General features: G+C 66.3%; 27 protein-coding genes and 1 pseudogene. All 28 read left to right on the top strand.

The genetic code is table 11. The annotated features are described in order from the left end of the window. Positions 1-2: 2 nt before the first annotated feature. The gene (gene rplC, locus ABZ919_RS25960) at positions 3-647 is read left to right on the top strand and encodes a 50S ribosomal protein L3 (RefSeq protein WP_014674369.1); all 645 of its coding nucleotides are present in this window, start codon (positions 3-5) and stop codon (positions 645-647) included. An 8-nt stretch (positions 648-655) separates the two neighbouring features. Then, the gene (gene rplD / locus ABZ919_RS25965; RefSeq protein ID WP_361252249.1) at positions 656-1306 is read left to right on the top strand and encodes a 50S ribosomal protein L4; all 651 of its coding nucleotides are present in this window, start codon (positions 656-658) and stop codon (positions 1304-1306) included. After that, complete coding sequence (gene rplW, locus ABZ919_RS25970) at positions 1306-1725, top strand: 50S ribosomal protein L23 (protein WP_361252251.1); 420 nt, start codon at positions 1306-1308, stop codon at positions 1723-1725. The genes rplD and rplW overlap by 1 nt, the downstream gene beginning before the upstream one ends. 38 nt (positions 1726-1763) lie before the next feature. Further along, complete coding sequence (rplB, locus tag ABZ919_RS25975; RefSeq protein ID WP_361252253.1) at positions 1764-2600, top strand: 50S ribosomal protein L2; 837 nt, start codon at positions 1764-1766, stop codon at positions 2598-2600. 12 nt (positions 2601-2612) lie between these two features. Continuing rightward, complete coding sequence (rpsS, locus tag ABZ919_RS25980; protein WP_073753479.1) at positions 2613-2894, top strand: 30S ribosomal protein S19; 282 nt, start codon at positions 2613-2615, stop codon at positions 2892-2894. Positions 2895-2939: 45 nt separating this feature from the next. Next, on the top strand, positions 2940-3287 hold the full coding sequence (gene rplV / locus ABZ919_RS25985; protein ID WP_019329637.1) for a 50S ribosomal protein L22: 348 nt from the start codon (positions 2940-2942) through the stop codon (positions 3285-3287). Then, positions 3287-4105 carry a 30S ribosomal protein S3 gene (gene rpsC / locus ABZ919_RS25990; RefSeq protein ID WP_055706471.1) on the top strand — a complete coding sequence of 273 codons (819 nt, stop codon included), beginning with the start codon at positions 3287-3289 and terminating at the stop codon, positions 4103-4105. Before rplV ends, rpsC begins: the two co-directional genes overlap by 1 nt. A gap of 5 nt (positions 4106-4110) precedes the next feature. Beyond that, positions 4111-4530 carry a 50S ribosomal protein L16 gene (gene rplP / locus ABZ919_RS25995; RefSeq protein WP_030788270.1) on the top strand — a complete coding sequence of 140 codons (420 nt, stop codon included), beginning with the start codon at positions 4111-4113 and terminating at the stop codon, positions 4528-4530. Beyond that, positions 4530-4754 (top strand): 50S ribosomal protein L29, encoded by a 225-nt coding sequence (gene rpmC / locus ABZ919_RS26000; RefSeq protein WP_161226990.1) that lies wholly within the window; start codon positions 4530-4532, stop codon positions 4752-4754. Before rplP ends, rpmC begins: the two co-directional genes overlap by 1 nt. Then, on the top strand, positions 4754-5038 hold the full coding sequence (gene rpsQ, locus ABZ919_RS26005; protein WP_361252259.1) for a 30S ribosomal protein S17: 285 nt from the start codon (positions 4754-4756) through the stop codon (positions 5036-5038). The genes rpmC and rpsQ overlap by 1 nt, the downstream gene beginning before the upstream one ends. Before the next feature lie 100 nt (positions 5039-5138). After that, the gene (gene rplN / locus ABZ919_RS26010; protein ID WP_003998823.1) at positions 5139-5507 is read left to right on the top strand and encodes a 50S ribosomal protein L14; all 369 of its coding nucleotides are present in this window, start codon (positions 5139-5141) and stop codon (positions 5505-5507) included. Between the two features lie 2 nt (positions 5508-5509). Then, positions 5510-5833 carry a 50S ribosomal protein L24 gene (gene rplX / locus ABZ919_RS26015; RefSeq protein WP_361252263.1) on the top strand — a complete coding sequence of 108 codons (324 nt, stop codon included), beginning with the start codon at positions 5510-5512 and terminating at the stop codon, positions 5831-5833. Then, positions 5833-6390 carry a 50S ribosomal protein L5 gene (rplE, locus tag ABZ919_RS26020; protein WP_061920719.1) on the top strand — a complete coding sequence of 186 codons (558 nt, stop codon included), beginning with the start codon at positions 5833-5835 and terminating at the stop codon, positions 6388-6390. The genes rplX and rplE overlap by 1 nt, the downstream gene beginning before the upstream one ends. 5 nt (positions 6391-6395) lie before the next feature. Then, complete coding sequence (locus ABZ919_RS26025) at positions 6396-6581, top strand: type Z 30S ribosomal protein S14 (protein ID WP_003948630.1); 186 nt, start codon at positions 6396-6398, stop codon at positions 6579-6581. Between the two features lie 212 nt (positions 6582-6793). Continuing rightward, the gene (gene rpsH, locus ABZ919_RS26030; RefSeq protein ID WP_030046382.1) at positions 6794-7192 is read left to right on the top strand and encodes a 30S ribosomal protein S8; all 399 of its coding nucleotides are present in this window, start codon (positions 6794-6796) and stop codon (positions 7190-7192) included. 24 nt (positions 7193-7216) lie between these two features. Then, entirely contained in the window at positions 7217-7756 is a 540-nt protein-coding gene (gene rplF / locus ABZ919_RS26035; protein ID WP_361252267.1) for a 50S ribosomal protein L6, read from the top strand. Between the two features lie 3 nt (positions 7757-7759). Further along, a complete protein-coding gene (rplR, locus tag ABZ919_RS26040) occupies positions 7760-8143 on the top strand; it encodes a 50S ribosomal protein L18 (protein ID WP_100827758.1) in 384 nt (127 codons plus the stop codon). 39 nt (positions 8144-8182) lie between these two features. After that, positions 8183-8788, top strand: a complete 606-nt coding sequence (gene rpsE / locus ABZ919_RS26045; RefSeq protein ID WP_009190144.1) for a 30S ribosomal protein S5 — start codon at positions 8183-8185, stop codon at positions 8786-8788. Positions 8789-8790: 2 nt separating this feature from the next. Then, complete coding sequence (gene rpmD, locus ABZ919_RS26050) at positions 8791-8973, top strand: 50S ribosomal protein L30 (RefSeq protein WP_003974250.1); 183 nt, start codon at positions 8791-8793, stop codon at positions 8971-8973. A gap of 2 nt (positions 8974-8975) precedes the next feature. After that, positions 8976-9431, top strand: a complete 456-nt coding sequence (rplO, locus tag ABZ919_RS26055; RefSeq protein WP_094215509.1) for a 50S ribosomal protein L15 — start codon at positions 8976-8978, stop codon at positions 9429-9431. Between the two features lie 244 nt (positions 9432-9675). Next, positions 9676-10989, top strand: a complete 1314-nt coding sequence (gene secY / locus ABZ919_RS26060; RefSeq protein WP_361252270.1) for a preprotein translocase subunit SecY — start codon at positions 9676-9678, stop codon at positions 10987-10989. Beyond that, entirely contained in the window at positions 10989-11651 is a 663-nt protein-coding gene (locus tag ABZ919_RS26065) for an adenylate kinase (RefSeq protein WP_361252273.1), read from the top strand. Before secY ends, ABZ919_RS26065 begins: the two co-directional genes overlap by 1 nt. A gap of 125 nt (positions 11652-11776) precedes the next feature. Further along, positions 11777-12613, top strand: a complete 837-nt coding sequence (gene map, locus ABZ919_RS26070; RefSeq protein ID WP_361252276.1) for a type I methionyl aminopeptidase — start codon at positions 11777-11779, stop codon at positions 12611-12613. A gap of 139 nt (positions 12614-12752) precedes the next feature. Next, positions 12753-12974, top strand: coding sequence for a translation initiation factor IF-1 (gene infA / locus ABZ919_RS26075; protein ID WP_003948620.1), 222 nt, complete (start codon positions 12753-12755; stop codon positions 12972-12974). 60 nt (positions 12975-13034) lie between these two features. Next, the gene (gene rpmJ, locus ABZ919_RS26080) at positions 13035-13148 is read left to right on the top strand and encodes a 50S ribosomal protein L36 (protein WP_003998809.1); all 114 of its coding nucleotides are present in this window, start codon (positions 13035-13037) and stop codon (positions 13146-13148) included. Between the two features lie 195 nt (positions 13149-13343). After that, on the top strand, positions 13344-13724 hold the full coding sequence (gene rpsM, locus ABZ919_RS26085; RefSeq protein WP_030641206.1) for a 30S ribosomal protein S13: 381 nt from the start codon (positions 13344-13346) through the stop codon (positions 13722-13724). Positions 13725-13789: 65 nt separating this feature from the next. Then, on the top strand, positions 13790-14194 hold the full coding sequence (gene rpsK / locus ABZ919_RS26090) for a 30S ribosomal protein S11 (RefSeq protein WP_003956432.1): 405 nt from the start codon (positions 13790-13792) through the stop codon (positions 14192-14194). A gap of 143 nt (positions 14195-14337) precedes the next feature. Beyond that, positions 14338-14597: pseudogene (locus tag ABZ919_RS26095) on the top strand (DNA-directed RNA polymerase subunit alpha); the annotation flags it as partial.

Raw genomic sequence — 14597 nt, forward strand, 5'->3', positions numbered from 1 at the left:
GAATGGCTAAGCAGATCAAGGGCATCCTGGGCGAGAAGCTCGGCATGACGCAGGTGTGGGACGAGAACAACCGTGTTGTTCCGGTCACCGTCGTCAAGGCCGGCCCCAACGTCGTGACCCAGGTTCGTACGAACGACGTCGACGGCTACGAGTCGGTCCAGATCGCCTTCGGCGAGATCGACCCGCGCAAGGTGAACAAGCCCCTCAAGGGCCACTTCGCCAAGGCCGACGTCACCCCGCGTCGTCACCTCGTCGAGATCCGCACCGCGGACGCCTCCGAGTACACGCTGGGCCAGGAGATCACCGCCGAGGTGTTCGAGGCCGGCGTGAAGGTCGACGTCACCGGCAAGAGCAAGGGCAAGGGCTTCGCCGGTGTCATGAAGCGCCACAACTTCCGTGGCCTCGGCGCCGGACACGGCACCCAGCGCAAGCACCGCTCGCCCGGTTCCATCGGTGGCTGCGCCACCCCGGGCCGCGTGTTCAAGGGCCTCCGCATGGCGGGTCGCATGGGCAACGAGCGGGTCACCACCCAGAACCTGACCGTCCACGCCGTTGACGCGGAGAAGGGTCTGCTGCTCATCAAGGGCGCGGTTCCCGGTCCGAACGGCGGCCTCGTCCTGGTCCGCACCGCGGCCAAGGGGGCCTGAGGTAACCGATGAGCACTGTTGACATCCTTTCGCCGGCTGGCGAGAAGGCCGGTTCCGTCGAGCTCCCCGCGGAGATCTTCGACGCCAAGGTCAGCGTTCCGCTGATCCACCAGGTCGTCGTCGCGCAGCTGGCCGCTGCCCGCCAGGGCACGCACAAGACCAAGACCCGCGGTGAAGTCCGTGGTGGTGGCAAGAAGCCGTACCGCCAGAAGGGCACCGGTCGCGCCCGCCAGGGTTCGACCCGCGCGCCGCAGTTCGCCGGTGGTGGCGTCGTGCACGGTCCCGTGCCGCGCGACTACTCGCAGCGCACCCCGAAGAAGATGAAGGCCGCCGCCCTGCGCGGTGCCCTCACCGACCGGGCGCGTCACAACCGCATCCACGTCGTCTCCGGCGTGGTCGAGGGTGACATCTCCACGAAGGCCGCCAAGACGCTGTTCGGCAAGATCTCGGAGCGCAAGAACCTGCTCCTGGTCGTCGAGCGCAGCGACGAGGCCGCGTGGCTGTCCGCCCGCAACCTGCCCCAGGTCCACATCCTGGAGCCGGGCCAGCTGAACACGTACGACGTTCTCGTCTCGGACGACGTGGTCTTCACCCAGGCCGCTTTCGAGTCCTTCGTCGCCGGCCCGAAGGCCAACGACACCGAAGGGAGCGAGGTCTGATGGCCATCCGTCACCCCGCTATCGCCTCGAAGGCCGCCAAGGCCGCCAAGGCCGCGCGCGTCGCCAAGGCGCGCCGTCACGCCGCCGAGGGCAAGAACACCGTCGAGACCCCGCTGAGCAAGTCGTACACGGACCCCCGTGACGTCCTGCTGAAGCCGGTCGTCTCCGAGAAGAGCTACGCGCTCCTCGACGAGAACAAGTACACGTTCATCGTCGACCCGAACGCCAACAAGACCCAGATCAAGCAGGCCGTCCAGGCGGTCTTCGACGTCAAGGTCACCGGGGTCAACACGATCAACCGCCAGGGCAAGCGCAAGCGGACCCGCTCGGGCTTCGGCCAGCGTGCCGCCACCAAGCGCGCGATCGTGACCCTCGCCGAGGGCGACCGTATCGACATCTTCGGCGGTCCGACCGCGTAAGCGGGTCGGATCGTCCGATATCGGACGAGGACTGAGAAATGGGAATCCGCAAGTACAAGCCGACTACGCCGGGCCGTCGTGGCGCCAGCGTCGCCGACTTCGTCGAGGTCACGCGGTCCACGCCGGAGAAGTCGCTGGTCCGCCCCCTGCACAGCAAGGGCGGCCGTAACAACGCCGGTCGTGTGACCGTTCGCCACCAGGGTGGCGGACACAAGCGCGCCTACCGCGTGATCGACTTCCGTCGTCACGACAAGGACGGCGTGCCGGCGAAGGTCGCGCACATCGAGTACGACCCCAACCGCACCGCGCGCATCGCGCTGCTGCACTACGCCGACGGCGAGAAGCGCTACATCCTCGCCCCGCGCAACCTGCAGCAGGGTGACCGCGTCGAGAACGGTCCCGGGGCCGACATCAAGCCGGGCAACAACCTCGCCCTGCGCAACATCCCGGTCGGTACCACCCTGCACGCCATCGAGCTGCGTCCGGGCGGCGGCGCCAAGTTCGCCCGCTCGGCCGGTGCCTCCGTGCAGCTGCTCGCGAAGGAGGGCGCCTACGCCCACCTGCGCATGCCGTCCGGTGAGGTCCGCCTGGTCGACGTCCGCTGCCGCGCCACCATCGGCGAGGTCGGCAACGCCGAGCAGAGCAACATCAACTGGGGCAAGGCCGGCCGTAAGCGGTGGCTGGGCGTCCGCCCGACCGTCCGTGGTGTCGTGATGAACCCGGTCGACCACCCGCACGGTGGTGGTGAGGGCCGGACCTCCGGTGGCCGCCACCCTGTGTCCCCGTGGGGCAAGAAGGAAGGCCGTACTCGTTCGCCCAAGAAGGCGTCGAACAAGTACATCGTCCGCCGCCGCAAGACGAACAAGAAGCGCTAAGGACGGGTTGAGATGCCTCGTAGCTTGAAGAAGGGGCCCTTCGTCGACGACCACCTGATCAAGAAGGTGGACACGCAGAACGAAGCCGGCACCAAGAACGTCATCAAGACCTGGTCCCGTCGCTCGATGATCGTCCCGGCCATGCTCGGCCACACGATCGCGGTGCACAACGGCAAGACCCACATCCCGGTGTTCGTCACCGAGTCGATGGTCGGCCACAAGCTCGGCGAGTTCTCGCCGACCCGCACCTTCCGGGGCCACGTCAAGGAAGACCGGAAGTCGAAGCGCCGCTAGTAGCGGATCGCATTCAGACACGTAAGTAACTCTGAAGGGACAACCATGGAAGCCAGGGCCCAGGCGCGGTACATCCGCGTCACGCCCATGAAGGCCCGCCGTGTGGTGGACCTCATCCGTGGCATGGATGCCACGGAGGCCCAGGCTGTTCTGCGATTCGCTCCGCAGGCAGCCTCCGTGCCGGTCGGCAAGGTGCTCGACAGCGCCATCGCCAACGCCGCGCACAACTACGACCACACCGACGCCGACAGCCTCTACATCTCCGAGGCGTACGTCGACGAGGGCCCGACCCTGAAGCGGTTCCGGCCGCGTGCCCAGGGCCGTGCCTACCGGATCCGCAAGCGGACCAGCCACATCACCGTGGTCGTCAGCAGCAAGGAAGGAACCCGGTAATGGGCCAGAAGGTAAACCCGCACGGGTTCCGGCTCGGTGTCACGACCGACTTCAAGTCGCGTTGGTACGCCGACAAGCTGTACAAGGACTACGTCAAGGAAGACGTCGCCATCCGTCGGATGATGACGTCCGGCATGGAGCGCGCCGGCATCTCGAAGGTCGAGATCGAGCGCACCCGTGACCGTGTGCGTGTGGACATCCACACCGCTCGTCCGGGCATCGTCATCGGCCGCCGTGGCGCCGAGGCCGACCGCATCCGCGGTGACCTCGAGAAGCTCACGGGCAAGCAGGTCCAGCTGAACATCCTCGAGGTCAAGAACCCCGAGACCGACGCTCAGCTGGTTGCCCAGGCCGTCGCCGAGCAGCTCTCCTCCCGCGTCTCCTTCCGCCGCGCCATGCGTAAGAGCATGCAGTCGGCGATGAAGGCCGGCGCCAAGGGCATCAAGATCCAGTGCGGTGGCCGCCTCGGCGGCGCCGAGATGTCCCGCTCGGAGTTCTACCGCGAGGGCCGCGTGCCCCTGCACACGCTCCGCGCGAACGTGGACTACGGCTTCTTCGAGGCCAAGACGACCTTCGGCCGCATCGGTGTGAAGGTCTGGATCTACAAGGGCGACGTCAAGAACATCGCCGAGGTCCGCGCCGAGAACGCTGCGGCCCGTGCGGGTAACCGCCCGGCCCGTGGCGGTGCAGACCGCCCGGCCCGTGGTGGCCGCGGTGGCGAGCGGCGCGGTCGCAAGCCGCAGCAGGCTGCCGGCGCCGAGGCCCCCAAGGCCGAGGCCCCCGCCGCTCCGGCTGAGAGCACCGGAACGGAGGCCTGACCGACATGCTGATCCCCCGTAGGGTCAAGCACCGCAAGCAGCACCACCCGAAGCGCCGCGGTGAGGCCAAGGGCGGTACGACGGTTGCGTTCGGCGAGTACGGCATCCAGGCCCTCACGCCGGCATACGTGACCAACCGTCAGATCGAGGCGGCCCGTATCGCGATGACCCGCCACATCAAGCGTGGCGGCAAGGTCTGGATCAACATCTACCCGGACCGTCCCCTCACCAAGAAGCCTGCCGAGACCCGCATGGGTTCCGGTAAGGGTTCTCCGGAGTGGTGGATCGCGAACGTGCACCCGGGCCGGGTCATGTTCGAGCTGTCGTACCCCAACGAGAAGATCGCCCGTGAGGCGCTGACCCGTGCGGCCCACAAGCTGCCGATGAAGTGCCGGATCGTCAAGCGCGAGGCAGGTGAAGCGTGATGTCGGCCGGTACCAAGGCGTCCGAGCTGCGCGAGCTGGACAACGAGGAGCTTCTGGCGAAGCTCCGCGAGGCCAAGGAAGAGCTGTTCAACCTCCGCTTCCAGGCGGCGACCGGGCAGCTCGAGAACCACGGCCGTCTCAAGGCGGTCCGCAAGGACATCGCCCGGATCTACACCCTCATGCGTGAGCGTGAGCTCGGCATCGAGACGGTGGAGAACGCCTGATGAGCGAGAGCAACGTGACTGAGAACCAGGAAGCCCGCGGTTTCCGCAAGACCCGTGAGGGTCTCGTCGTCAGCGACAAGATGGACAAGACCGTCGTCGTCGCCGTCGAGGACCGCGTCAAGCACGCGCTGTACGGCAAGGTCATCCGCCGTACCAACAAGCTCAAGGCGCACGACGAGCAGAACGCCGCGGGTGTCGGCGACCGCGTCCTCCTCATGGAGACCCGGCCGCTGTCCGCGACGAAGCGCTGGCGCGTCGTCGAGATCCTCGAGAAGGCCAAGTAATTTCCTGCGGGACACACCCGCAGGTCAGTTCCGCCAGGCTCGGCAGGGGTCCTCGCACTGAGGCCCCTGCCGGGAACCGGCAGACGATCAGGAGATAGACGTGATCCAGCAGGAGTCGCGACTGCGTGTCGCCGACAACACTGGTGCGAAGGAGATCCTTTGCATCCGTGTGCTCGGTGGCTCCGGTCGCCGCTACGCGGGCATCGGTGACGTCATCGTCGCCACCGTCAAGGACGCGATCCCCGGTGGCAACGTGAAGAAAGGTGACGTCGTCAAGGCGGTCATCGTTCGCACCGTCAAGGAGCGCCGCCGTCCGGACGGCTCGTACATCCGCTTCGACGAGAACGCCGCCGTCATTCTGAAGAACGACGGCGACCCTCGCGGCACCCGCATCTTCGGCCCGGTCGGCCGTGAGCTGCGCGAGAAGAAGTTCATGAAGATCATCTCGCTCGCGCCGGAGGTGCTGTAAGCATGAAGATCAAGAAGGGCGACCTGGTCCAGGTCATCACCGGCAAGGACAAGGGCAAGCAGGGCAAGGTCATTGCCGCTTACCCGCGCGAGGACCGTGTCCTGGTCGAGGGTGTCAACCGGGTCAAGAAGCACACCAAGGCCGGTCCGACCGCTCGCGGTTCCCAGGCCGGCGGCATCGTGACCACCGAGGCGCCGATCCACGTCTCCAACGTCCAGCTGGTCGTGGAGAAGGACGGTCAGAAGGTCGTCACGCGTGTCGGCTACCGCTTCGACGAAGAGGGCAACAAGATCCGCGTTGCCAAGCGGACGGGTGAGGACATCTGATGGCTACCACCACCACTCCGCGTCTGAAGCAGAAGTACCGCGAGGAGATCGCGGGCAAGCTGCGTGACGAGTTCAAGTACGAGAACGTCATGCAGGTTCCCGGCCTCGTCAAGATCGTGGTCAACATGGGTGTCGGCGACGCCGCCCGTGACTCGAAGCTGATCGAGGGCGCGATCCGCGACCTGACCACCATCACCGGTCAGAAGCCGGCCGTCACCAAGGCCCGCAAGTCCATCGCGCAGTTCAAGCTGCGCGAGGGTCAGCCGATCGGTGCCCACGTCACGCTCCGTGGCGACCGCATGTGGGAGTTCCTGGACCGCACCCTGTCGCTCGCGCTGCCGCGCATCCGCGACTTCCGCGGCCTGTCCCCCAAGCAGTTCGACGGCCGTGGCAACTACACCTTCGGTCTCACGGAGCAGGTCATGTTCCACGAGATCGACCAGGACAAGATCGACCGTACCCGGGGCATGGACATCACCGTGGTCACCACGGCGACCAACGACGCTGAGGGCCGCGCGCTCCTTCGTCACCTCGGCTTCCCGTTCAAGGAGGCGTGAGCGAGATGGCGAAGAAGGCTCTGATCGCTAAGGCTGCTCGCAAGCCCAAGTTCGGTGTGCGTGGCTACACGCGCTGCCAGCGCTGCGGCCGTCCGCACTCCGTGTACCGCAAGTTCGGCCTGTGCCGCGTGTGCCTTCGTGAGATGGCTCACCGTGGCGAGCTGCCGGGCGTGACCAAGAGCTCCTGGTAATCCCTGCTTTCAGGGATTCCTGAAGCTCTCGGTAAGCATCTGGGTCGGCAGGGGCCCTTCTCCGCATGCCGTAGGCTTGTGGGGTTGGGCGTCTGCCGCGCCCGTACGACTTACTACGCCGTAGGTCCACCGCGCCGCACCCGTCCCGTCTCGGATCGGGGAGAGGGATGGCGCACCAGGAAACCCCGGCGAGAGAGGCCGAAGGCCAATTCATGACCATGACTGATCCGATCGCAGACATGCTTACGCGTCTGCGGAACGCGAACTCGGCATACCACGACTCCGTGACGATGCCGGCATCGAAGATCAAGTCGCACATCGCGGAGATCCTCCAGCAGGAGGGCTTCATCACGGGCTGGCGCGTCGAGGACGCCGAGGTCGGCAAGAACCTCGTCCTCGAGCTGAAGTTCGGCCCGAACCGTGAGCGCTCCATCGCGGGCATCAAGCGGATCTCCAAGCCCGGTCTCCGGGTGTACGCGAAGTCCACCAACCTGCCCAAGGTGCTGGGCGGCCTCGGCGTGGCGATCATCTCCACGTCGCACGGGCTCCTCACCGACAAGCAGGCCGGCAAGAAGGGCGTGGGTGGGGAAGTCCTCGCCTACGTCTGGTAACGGAAGGGAACGGAGGAAACAGCTATGTCGCGTATTGGCAAGCTCCCCATCACGGTTCCCGCCGGCGTGGACGTCACCATCGACGGCCGTACGGTCTCGGTCAAGGGCCCCAAGGGCACGCTGACCCACACCGTTGTCGCGCCGATCGACATCGTCAAGGGCGAGGACGGCACCCTGCAGGTGACCCGCCCGAACGACGAGCGTCAGAACAAGGCCCTGCACGGCCTGTCCCGCACGCTGGTGGCGAACATGATCACCGGCGTGACCCAGGGTTACGTGAAGAAGCTCGAGATCAGCGGTGTCGGTTACCGCGTGACGGCCAAGGGTTCGAACCTCGAGTTCGCGCTCGGCTACAGCCACCCGATCACGGTCGAGGCGCCCGAGGGCATCACCTTCAAGGTGGAGACCCCGACCCGCTTCCAGGTCGAGGGCATCGACAAGCAGAAGGTCGGCGAGGTTGCGGCCAACATCCGCAAGCTGCGCAAGCCTGACCCGTACAAGGCCAAGGGCGTCAAGTACGAGGGCGAAGTCATCCGCCGCAAGGTCGGAAAGGCGGGTAAGTAAGCCATGGCATACGGGCAGAAGATCCTCAAGGGCGACGCCTACAAGCGCGCCGCGATCAAGCGCCGTCACATCCGGATCCGCAAGCGGATCTCCGGTACGGCGGAGCGTCCCCGTCTGGTCGTGACCCGCTCCAACCGCCACATCGTGGCGCAGGTGATCGACGACCTCAAGGGCCACACCCTGGCTTCCGCGTCCACGCTCGACGCGTCGGTCCGTGGTGGCGAGGGCGACAAGTCCGCGCAGGCCAAGCAGGTCGGCGCCCTGGTCGCCGAGCGCGCCAAGGCCGCCGGTGTCGAGGCTGTCGTGTTCGACCGTGGTGGCAACCAGTACGCCGGGCGCATCGCCGCCCTGGCGGACGCCGCCCGCGAAGCCGGGCTCAAGTTCTGAGCCTGCCGTAGCTAGCGGAAACAGAGAGAGGTAATTCCAATGGCTGGACCCCAGCGCCGCGGTGGCGGTGCCGGTGGCGGCGAGCGGCGGGACCGGAAGGGCCGTGACGGCGGCGCTGCTGCCGCCGAGAAGACCGCGTACGTTGAGCGCGTCGTCGCGATCAACCGCGTCGCCAAGGTTGTGAAGGGTGGTCGTCGCTTCAGCTTCACCGCGCTGGTCGTGGTGGGCGACGGTGACGGCACCGTGGGTGTCGGTTACGGCAAGGCCAAGGAGGTGCCGGCCGCCATCGCCAAGGGCGTTGAGGAGGCCAAGAAGCACTTCTTCAAGGTCCCCCGTATCCAGGGCACCATCCCGCACCCGATCCAGGGTGAGAAGGCTGCCGGCGTCGTGCTGCTCAAGCCCGCGTCCCCGGGTACCGGTGTTATCGCCGGTGGTCCGGTGCGTGCCGTGCTCGAGTGCGCCGGTATCCACGACGTGCTGTCGAAGTCGCTCGGCTCCGACAACGCCATCAACATCGTGCACGCGACCGTGGAGGCCCTGAAGGGCCTGCAGCGTCCCGAGGAGATCGCGGCCCGCCGTGGTCTGCCGCTCGAGGACGTCGCCCCCGCGGCTCTTCTCCGTGCGCGTGCCGGGGCGGGTGCGTAATCATGGCGCAGCTCAAGATCACGCAGGTCAAGTCCTACATCGGCAGCAAGCAGAACCACCGTGACACCCTGCGCTCCCTTGGTCTCAAGGGCATCAACACGCAGGTCGTCAAGGAGGACCGCCCCGAGTTCCGCGGCATGGTGCACACCGTCCGCCACCTCGTGACGGTCGAGGAGGTCGACTGATCATGGCGGAGCAGAACCCGCTCAAGATCCACAACCTCCGTCCCGCCCCGGGCGCCAAGACCGCCAAGACCCGTGTGGGTCGTGGTGAGGCGTCGAAGGGTAAGACGGCCGGTCGTGGTACCAAGGGCACCAAGGCCCGCTACCAGGTTCCGGAGCGCTTCGAGGGTGGCCAGATGCCGCTGCACATGCGCCTCCCGAAGCTGAAGGGCTTCAAGAACCCGTTCAAGACCGAGTACCAGGTCGTGAACCTCGACAAGCTGGCCGCGCTCTACCCCGAGGGTGGCGAGGTCACGGTCGAGGGTCTGGTGGCCAAGGGTGCCGTTCGCAAGAACAGCCTCGTCAAGGTCCTCGGCCAGGGCGAGGTCTCGGTGGCGCTGCAGGTGACGGTCGACGCCGTCTCCGGCTCCGCCAAGGAGAAGATCACCGCCGCCGGCGGTACGGTCACCGAGCTGATCTGAGTTTTTCGGGTCCCTCGATGACGTGAACGATCCCGACCGGGGATACTCCACAAAAGGGGTATCCCCGGTCGGTCGTTCCTAGGGCGGTGCTCTCGCCGGTAAGGTGGCCAGCACTGCCTACTTTCACCGGGTGCTTCCCATGGGGCACCCTGAGCGGCAGTTGACCGTTAGCTATTCGTCTGTATCCGTCGAACCTCAAGACCGTCACCCTTGACGCAGTTGCGCGGGGGTCGCAGGAGGCACCGTGCTCACCGCGTTCGCCCGGGCGTTCAGGACGCCCGACCTGCGCAAGAAGCTGCTCTTCACGCTGGCCATCATCGTGGTCTACCGGGTCGGTACCCACATTCCGATCCCCGGCGTCAACTACAAGGCCGTCCAGCAGTGCGTGACCGAGGCGGGGGCCAACCAGGGCCTGTTCGGTCTCGTGAACATGTTCAGCGGCGGTGCGCTGCTGCAGATCACGGTCTTCGCGCTCGGCATCATGCCGTACATCACGGCCAGCATCATCCTTCAGCTGCTGACCGTGGTCATCCCGCGCCTGGAATCCCTGAAGAAGGAGGGCCAGGCCGGTACGGCGAAGATCACCCAGTACACCCGCTACCTGACGGTGGCCCTCGCCATCCTGCAGGGCACCGGCCTGGTCGCCACCGCCCGCAGCGGCGCGCTCTTCAACGGCTGCTCGGTCGCCTCGAGCATCGTCCCCGACCAGGCGATCTTCACGACGATCACGATGGTCATCTGCATGACGGCCGGTACGGCCGTCGTGATGTGGCTCGGTGAGCTGATCACCGACCGCGGCATCGGCAACGGCATGTCGATCCTGATGTTCATCTCGATCGCCGCGACGTTCCCGTCCGCCGTCTGGGCCATCAAGAAGCAGGGCACCCTGGCCGGTGGCTGGATCGAGTTCGGCACGGTGATCCTGGTCGGCCTGGTCATGGTCGCGCTCGTCGTCTTCGTGGAGCAGGCCCAGCGCCGCATCCCGGTGCAGTACGCCAAGCGCATGATCGGCCGTCGTTCCTACGGCGGTACGTCCACGTACATCCCGCTCAAGGTGAACCAGGCGGGTGTGATTCCCGTCATCTTCGCCTCCTCGCTGCTCTACATCCCGGCGTTGGTCGCGCAGTTCGCGGGGGGCAAGTCGAACTGGGCGGACTGGGTCAAGAACAATCTGACCAAGGGCGACCACCCGATTTACATCACTCTGTACTTCTTGCTCATCGTTTTCTTCGCGTTCTTCTACGTGGCGATCTCCTTCAACCCCGAGGAAGTCGCCGACAACATGAAGAAGTATGGTGGCTTCATCCCGGGCATCCGGGCTGGCCGACCGACCGCTGAGTACCTCAGCTACGTGCTCAACCGGATCACCTGGCCGGGTTCGCTGTATCTGGGTCTGATTGCTCTCGTGCCAACAATGGCGTTGGTCGGGTTCGGGGCGACGAACAACTTCCCGTTCGGCGGGACCAGCATCCTGATCATCGTGGGTGTCGGTCTCGAGACGGTGAAGCAGATCGAGAGCCAGCTCCAGCAGCGCAATTACGAAGGGTTCCTCCGCTGATGCGTATCGTCCTCGTCGGGCCGCCGGGTGCCGGTAAGGGAACGCAAGCCGTCCGCCTCGCCGAGAAGCTGGGCATCCCGCACATCTCCACGGGCGACCTGTTCCGGGCCAACATCAGCCAGCAGACCGAGCTGGGCAAGCTCGCGAAGTCCTACATGGACGCCGGCAACCTCGTCCCGGACGAGGTCACCATCGCGATGGCCAAGGACCGCATGGAGCAGCCGGACGCGGTGAACGGCTTCCTGTTGGACGGCTTCCCGCGCAACGTGAAGCAGGCGGAGGCGCTGGACCAGCTCCTGGAGACCGAGGGCATCAAGCTGGACGCCGTCCTCGACCTGGAGGTCCCCGAGGACGAGGTCGTCAAGCGGATCGCCGGCCGGCGCATCTGCCGCAACGACTCCTCCCACGTCTTCCACGTGACGTACAGCCCGCCGAAGAAGGAGGGCGTGTGCGACGTCTGCGGTGGTGAGCTGTACCAGCGCGACGACGACTCCGAGGACACCGTCCGCACGCGGCTCGAGGTCTACCACTCGCAGACCGAGCCGATCATCGACTACTACAAGGCGCAGGGCCTGGTCGTGACGATCTCCGCCCTGGGCCCCGTGGACGAGATCACGCGGCGGTCGATGGAGGCCCTCAAGCGCGAGAAGGCCGAGCAGTAACAGCCCGGCTCCTGCGGCCGCGGTGCCCTTCCCCGGGCTTCGTCCAGGGGTCTCCCAGGGCGCCGCGGCCGTACTGTTGTACAGATATCCCCAGCCGATGTGAGTGACGGAGAGCGCAGGCCCTCATGGTGCAGATCAAGACGCCCGAGCAGATCGCGAAGATGCGTGCGGCGGGCCTGGTCGTAGCCGCCATCCACGCGGCCACCCGTGAGGCCGCGGTGCCCGGCGCCTCCACCAAGGACCTGGACGAGGTCGCCCGCAAGGTCCTGGCCGAGCACGGCGCGAAGTCGAACTTCCTGGGGTACGGCGGTTTCCCCGCGACCATCTGCACCTCCGTGAACGAGGTCGTCGTCCACGGCATCCCGTCCGACGAGGTCGTCCTCAAGGACGGCGACATCATCTCCATCGACTGCGGCGCGATCGTGGACGGCTGGCACGGCGACGCGGCCTACACGGCGTTCGTGGGCTCCGGTCACGCTCCGGAGCTGATCGAGCTCTCCCGGGTCACCGAGGAGTCGATGTGGGCCGGTATCGCCACCATGAAGCAGGGCAGCCGGCTGGTCGACGTCTCCCGGGCGATCGAGACCTACATCCGCCGCCAGCCGAAGCCGGGCGGCGGCAGGTACGGGATCATCGAGGACTACGGCGGCCACGGCATCGGCACCGAGATGCACATGGACCCGCACCTGCTGAACTACGTCGACCGGCGCCGCGGGAAGGGCCCCAAGCTGGTGCCCGGCTTCTGCCTCGCGATCGAGCCGATGGTCTCCCTCGGCACCCCGCGCACGGAGGTCCTGCCGGACGACTGGACGGTCATCACCACCGACGGCACCTGGTCCTCGCACTGGGAGCACTCGGTGGCCCTGACGGCCGAGGGCCCGCTGGTGCTGACGGCCCCGGACGGGGGCAGGGCGAAGCTCGCCGAGTACGGCATCACGGCCGCTCCCGATCCCCTCGCATAGCGATCACCCGCATGGGGCAGACTTCCTCGATTCGCGTTTCCAGGTGCGCCGACGTAGACTGACTCGTCGGCTCTCGTGCACCCGCATGTCCGCATGCCCCTCGTGAGCCGATCAAGGTAGTCGATTCGAAGGGCGAAGCGTGGCCAAGAAGCAAGGTGCCATCGAGATCGAGGGCACTGTCGTCGAGTCTCTTCCGAACGCCATGTTCAAGGTCGAGCTCCAGAACGGCCACCAGGTCCTGGCACACATCAGCGGCAAGATGCGTATGCACTACATCCGCATCCTCCCTGACGACCGGGTCGTGGTGGAGCTGTCTCCGTACGACCTGACGCGTGGCCGGATCGTCTACCGCTACAAGTAGATCTTGCCCGCATCCCGCCGTAGGTGGGGTGGTGGCACTGACCCGGAGAACCTCAATCCCATGAAGGTCAAGCCGAGCGTCAAGAAGATCTGCGACAAGTGCAGGGTGATCCGCCGTCACGGCCGGGTCATGGTCATCTGCGAGAACCCGCGCCACAAGCAGCGCCAGGGCTGACGCACGACCATCACCCTCTGCACCTCCATCGCAGAGATTCGCGCGACGCGAGCTGAATATGTTCATACGCAGAGCCCAAGTCTGCTCAAGGCTTGACACCCCCGGTTCGGAGGCCGGGGACCCGGTTCGTACCTGGTACGGCGGCCGGGATCCGGTTCTGTGGAAGACCTCCGACGATTCACCAGGAGCCATTGAATGGCACGCGTTTCCGGTGTCGACATCCCGCGCGACAAGCGCGTGGAGATCGCCCTCACCTACGTGTTCGGCATCGGCCGGACCCTCTCGAAGGAGACGCTGGCTGCGACCGGCGTCGACCCGAACACCCGCGTTCGTGACCTGACCGAAGAGCAGCTGGTCGCGATCCGCGAGTACGTCGACAACAACATCAAGACCGAGGGTGACCTCCGTCGCGAGATCCAGGCCGACATCCGCCGCAAGGTCGAGATCGGCACCTACCAGGGTCTCCGTCACCGTCGCGGTCTGCCTGTCCGCGGTCAGCGCACCAGCACCAACGCCCGCACCCGCAAGGGCCCGCGTCGCGCCATCGCCGGCAAGAAGAAGCCGGGCAAGAAGTAGTCCGCAGCGGACACCTGTCCACGGTCTTCGCTGTAGGACCGACCACCTCCCGTAGGAGTTAGTAGATGCCCCCCAAGGGTCGTCAGGGCGCTGCCAAGAAGGTGCGCCGCAAGGAAAAGAAGAACGTCGCTCACGGCCACGCGCACATCAAGAGCACGTTCAACAACACGATCGTCTCGATCACGGACCCGTCCGGCAACGTGATCTCCTGGGCCTCCGCCGGCCACGTCGGCTTCAAGGGCTCCCGGAAGTCCACGCCGTTCGCCGCGCAGATGGCCGCCGAGTCGGCTGCCCGCCGCGCTCAGGAGCACGGCATGCGCAAGGTCGACGTGTTCGTCAAGGGCCCGGGCTCCGGTCGTGAGACCGCGATCCGCTCCCTGCAGGCCACGGGCCTCGAGGTCGGCTCCATCCAGGACGTCACCCCGACCCCGCACAACGGCTGCCGCCCGCCGAAGCGCCGCCGCGTCTGAGGCACGGCCGCTCAGGTCTCCGGGCGGTACGGCTCCAAAGAGTCGTACCGCCCGTACCCTTGCAGTACCCCCGTGTTTTTCGCGCACGGGTCTTGTCGGGCGTCATATAGCGGGCGCCCACGACTGAAGGATCTGATCCACACATGCTGATCGCTCAGCGACCCTCGTTGACCGAAGAGGTCGTCGACGAGTTCCGCTCCCGGTTCGTGATCGAGCCGCTGGAGCCGGGCTTCGGCTACACCCTCGGCAACTCCCTCCGCCGTACCCTCCTGTCCTCGATCCCGGGTGCCGCCGTCACCTCGATCCGCATCGACGGTGTCCTGCACGAGTTCACCACCGTGCCGGGCGTCAAGGAGGACGTCACCGACCTGATCCTCAACATCAAGCAGCTGGTCGTCTCCTC

The organism is Streptomyces sp. NPDC046759 (genome assembly GCF_040645475.1).
Classification (GTDB): Bacteria; Actinomycetota; Actinomycetes; order Streptomycetales; family Streptomycetaceae; genus Streptomyces.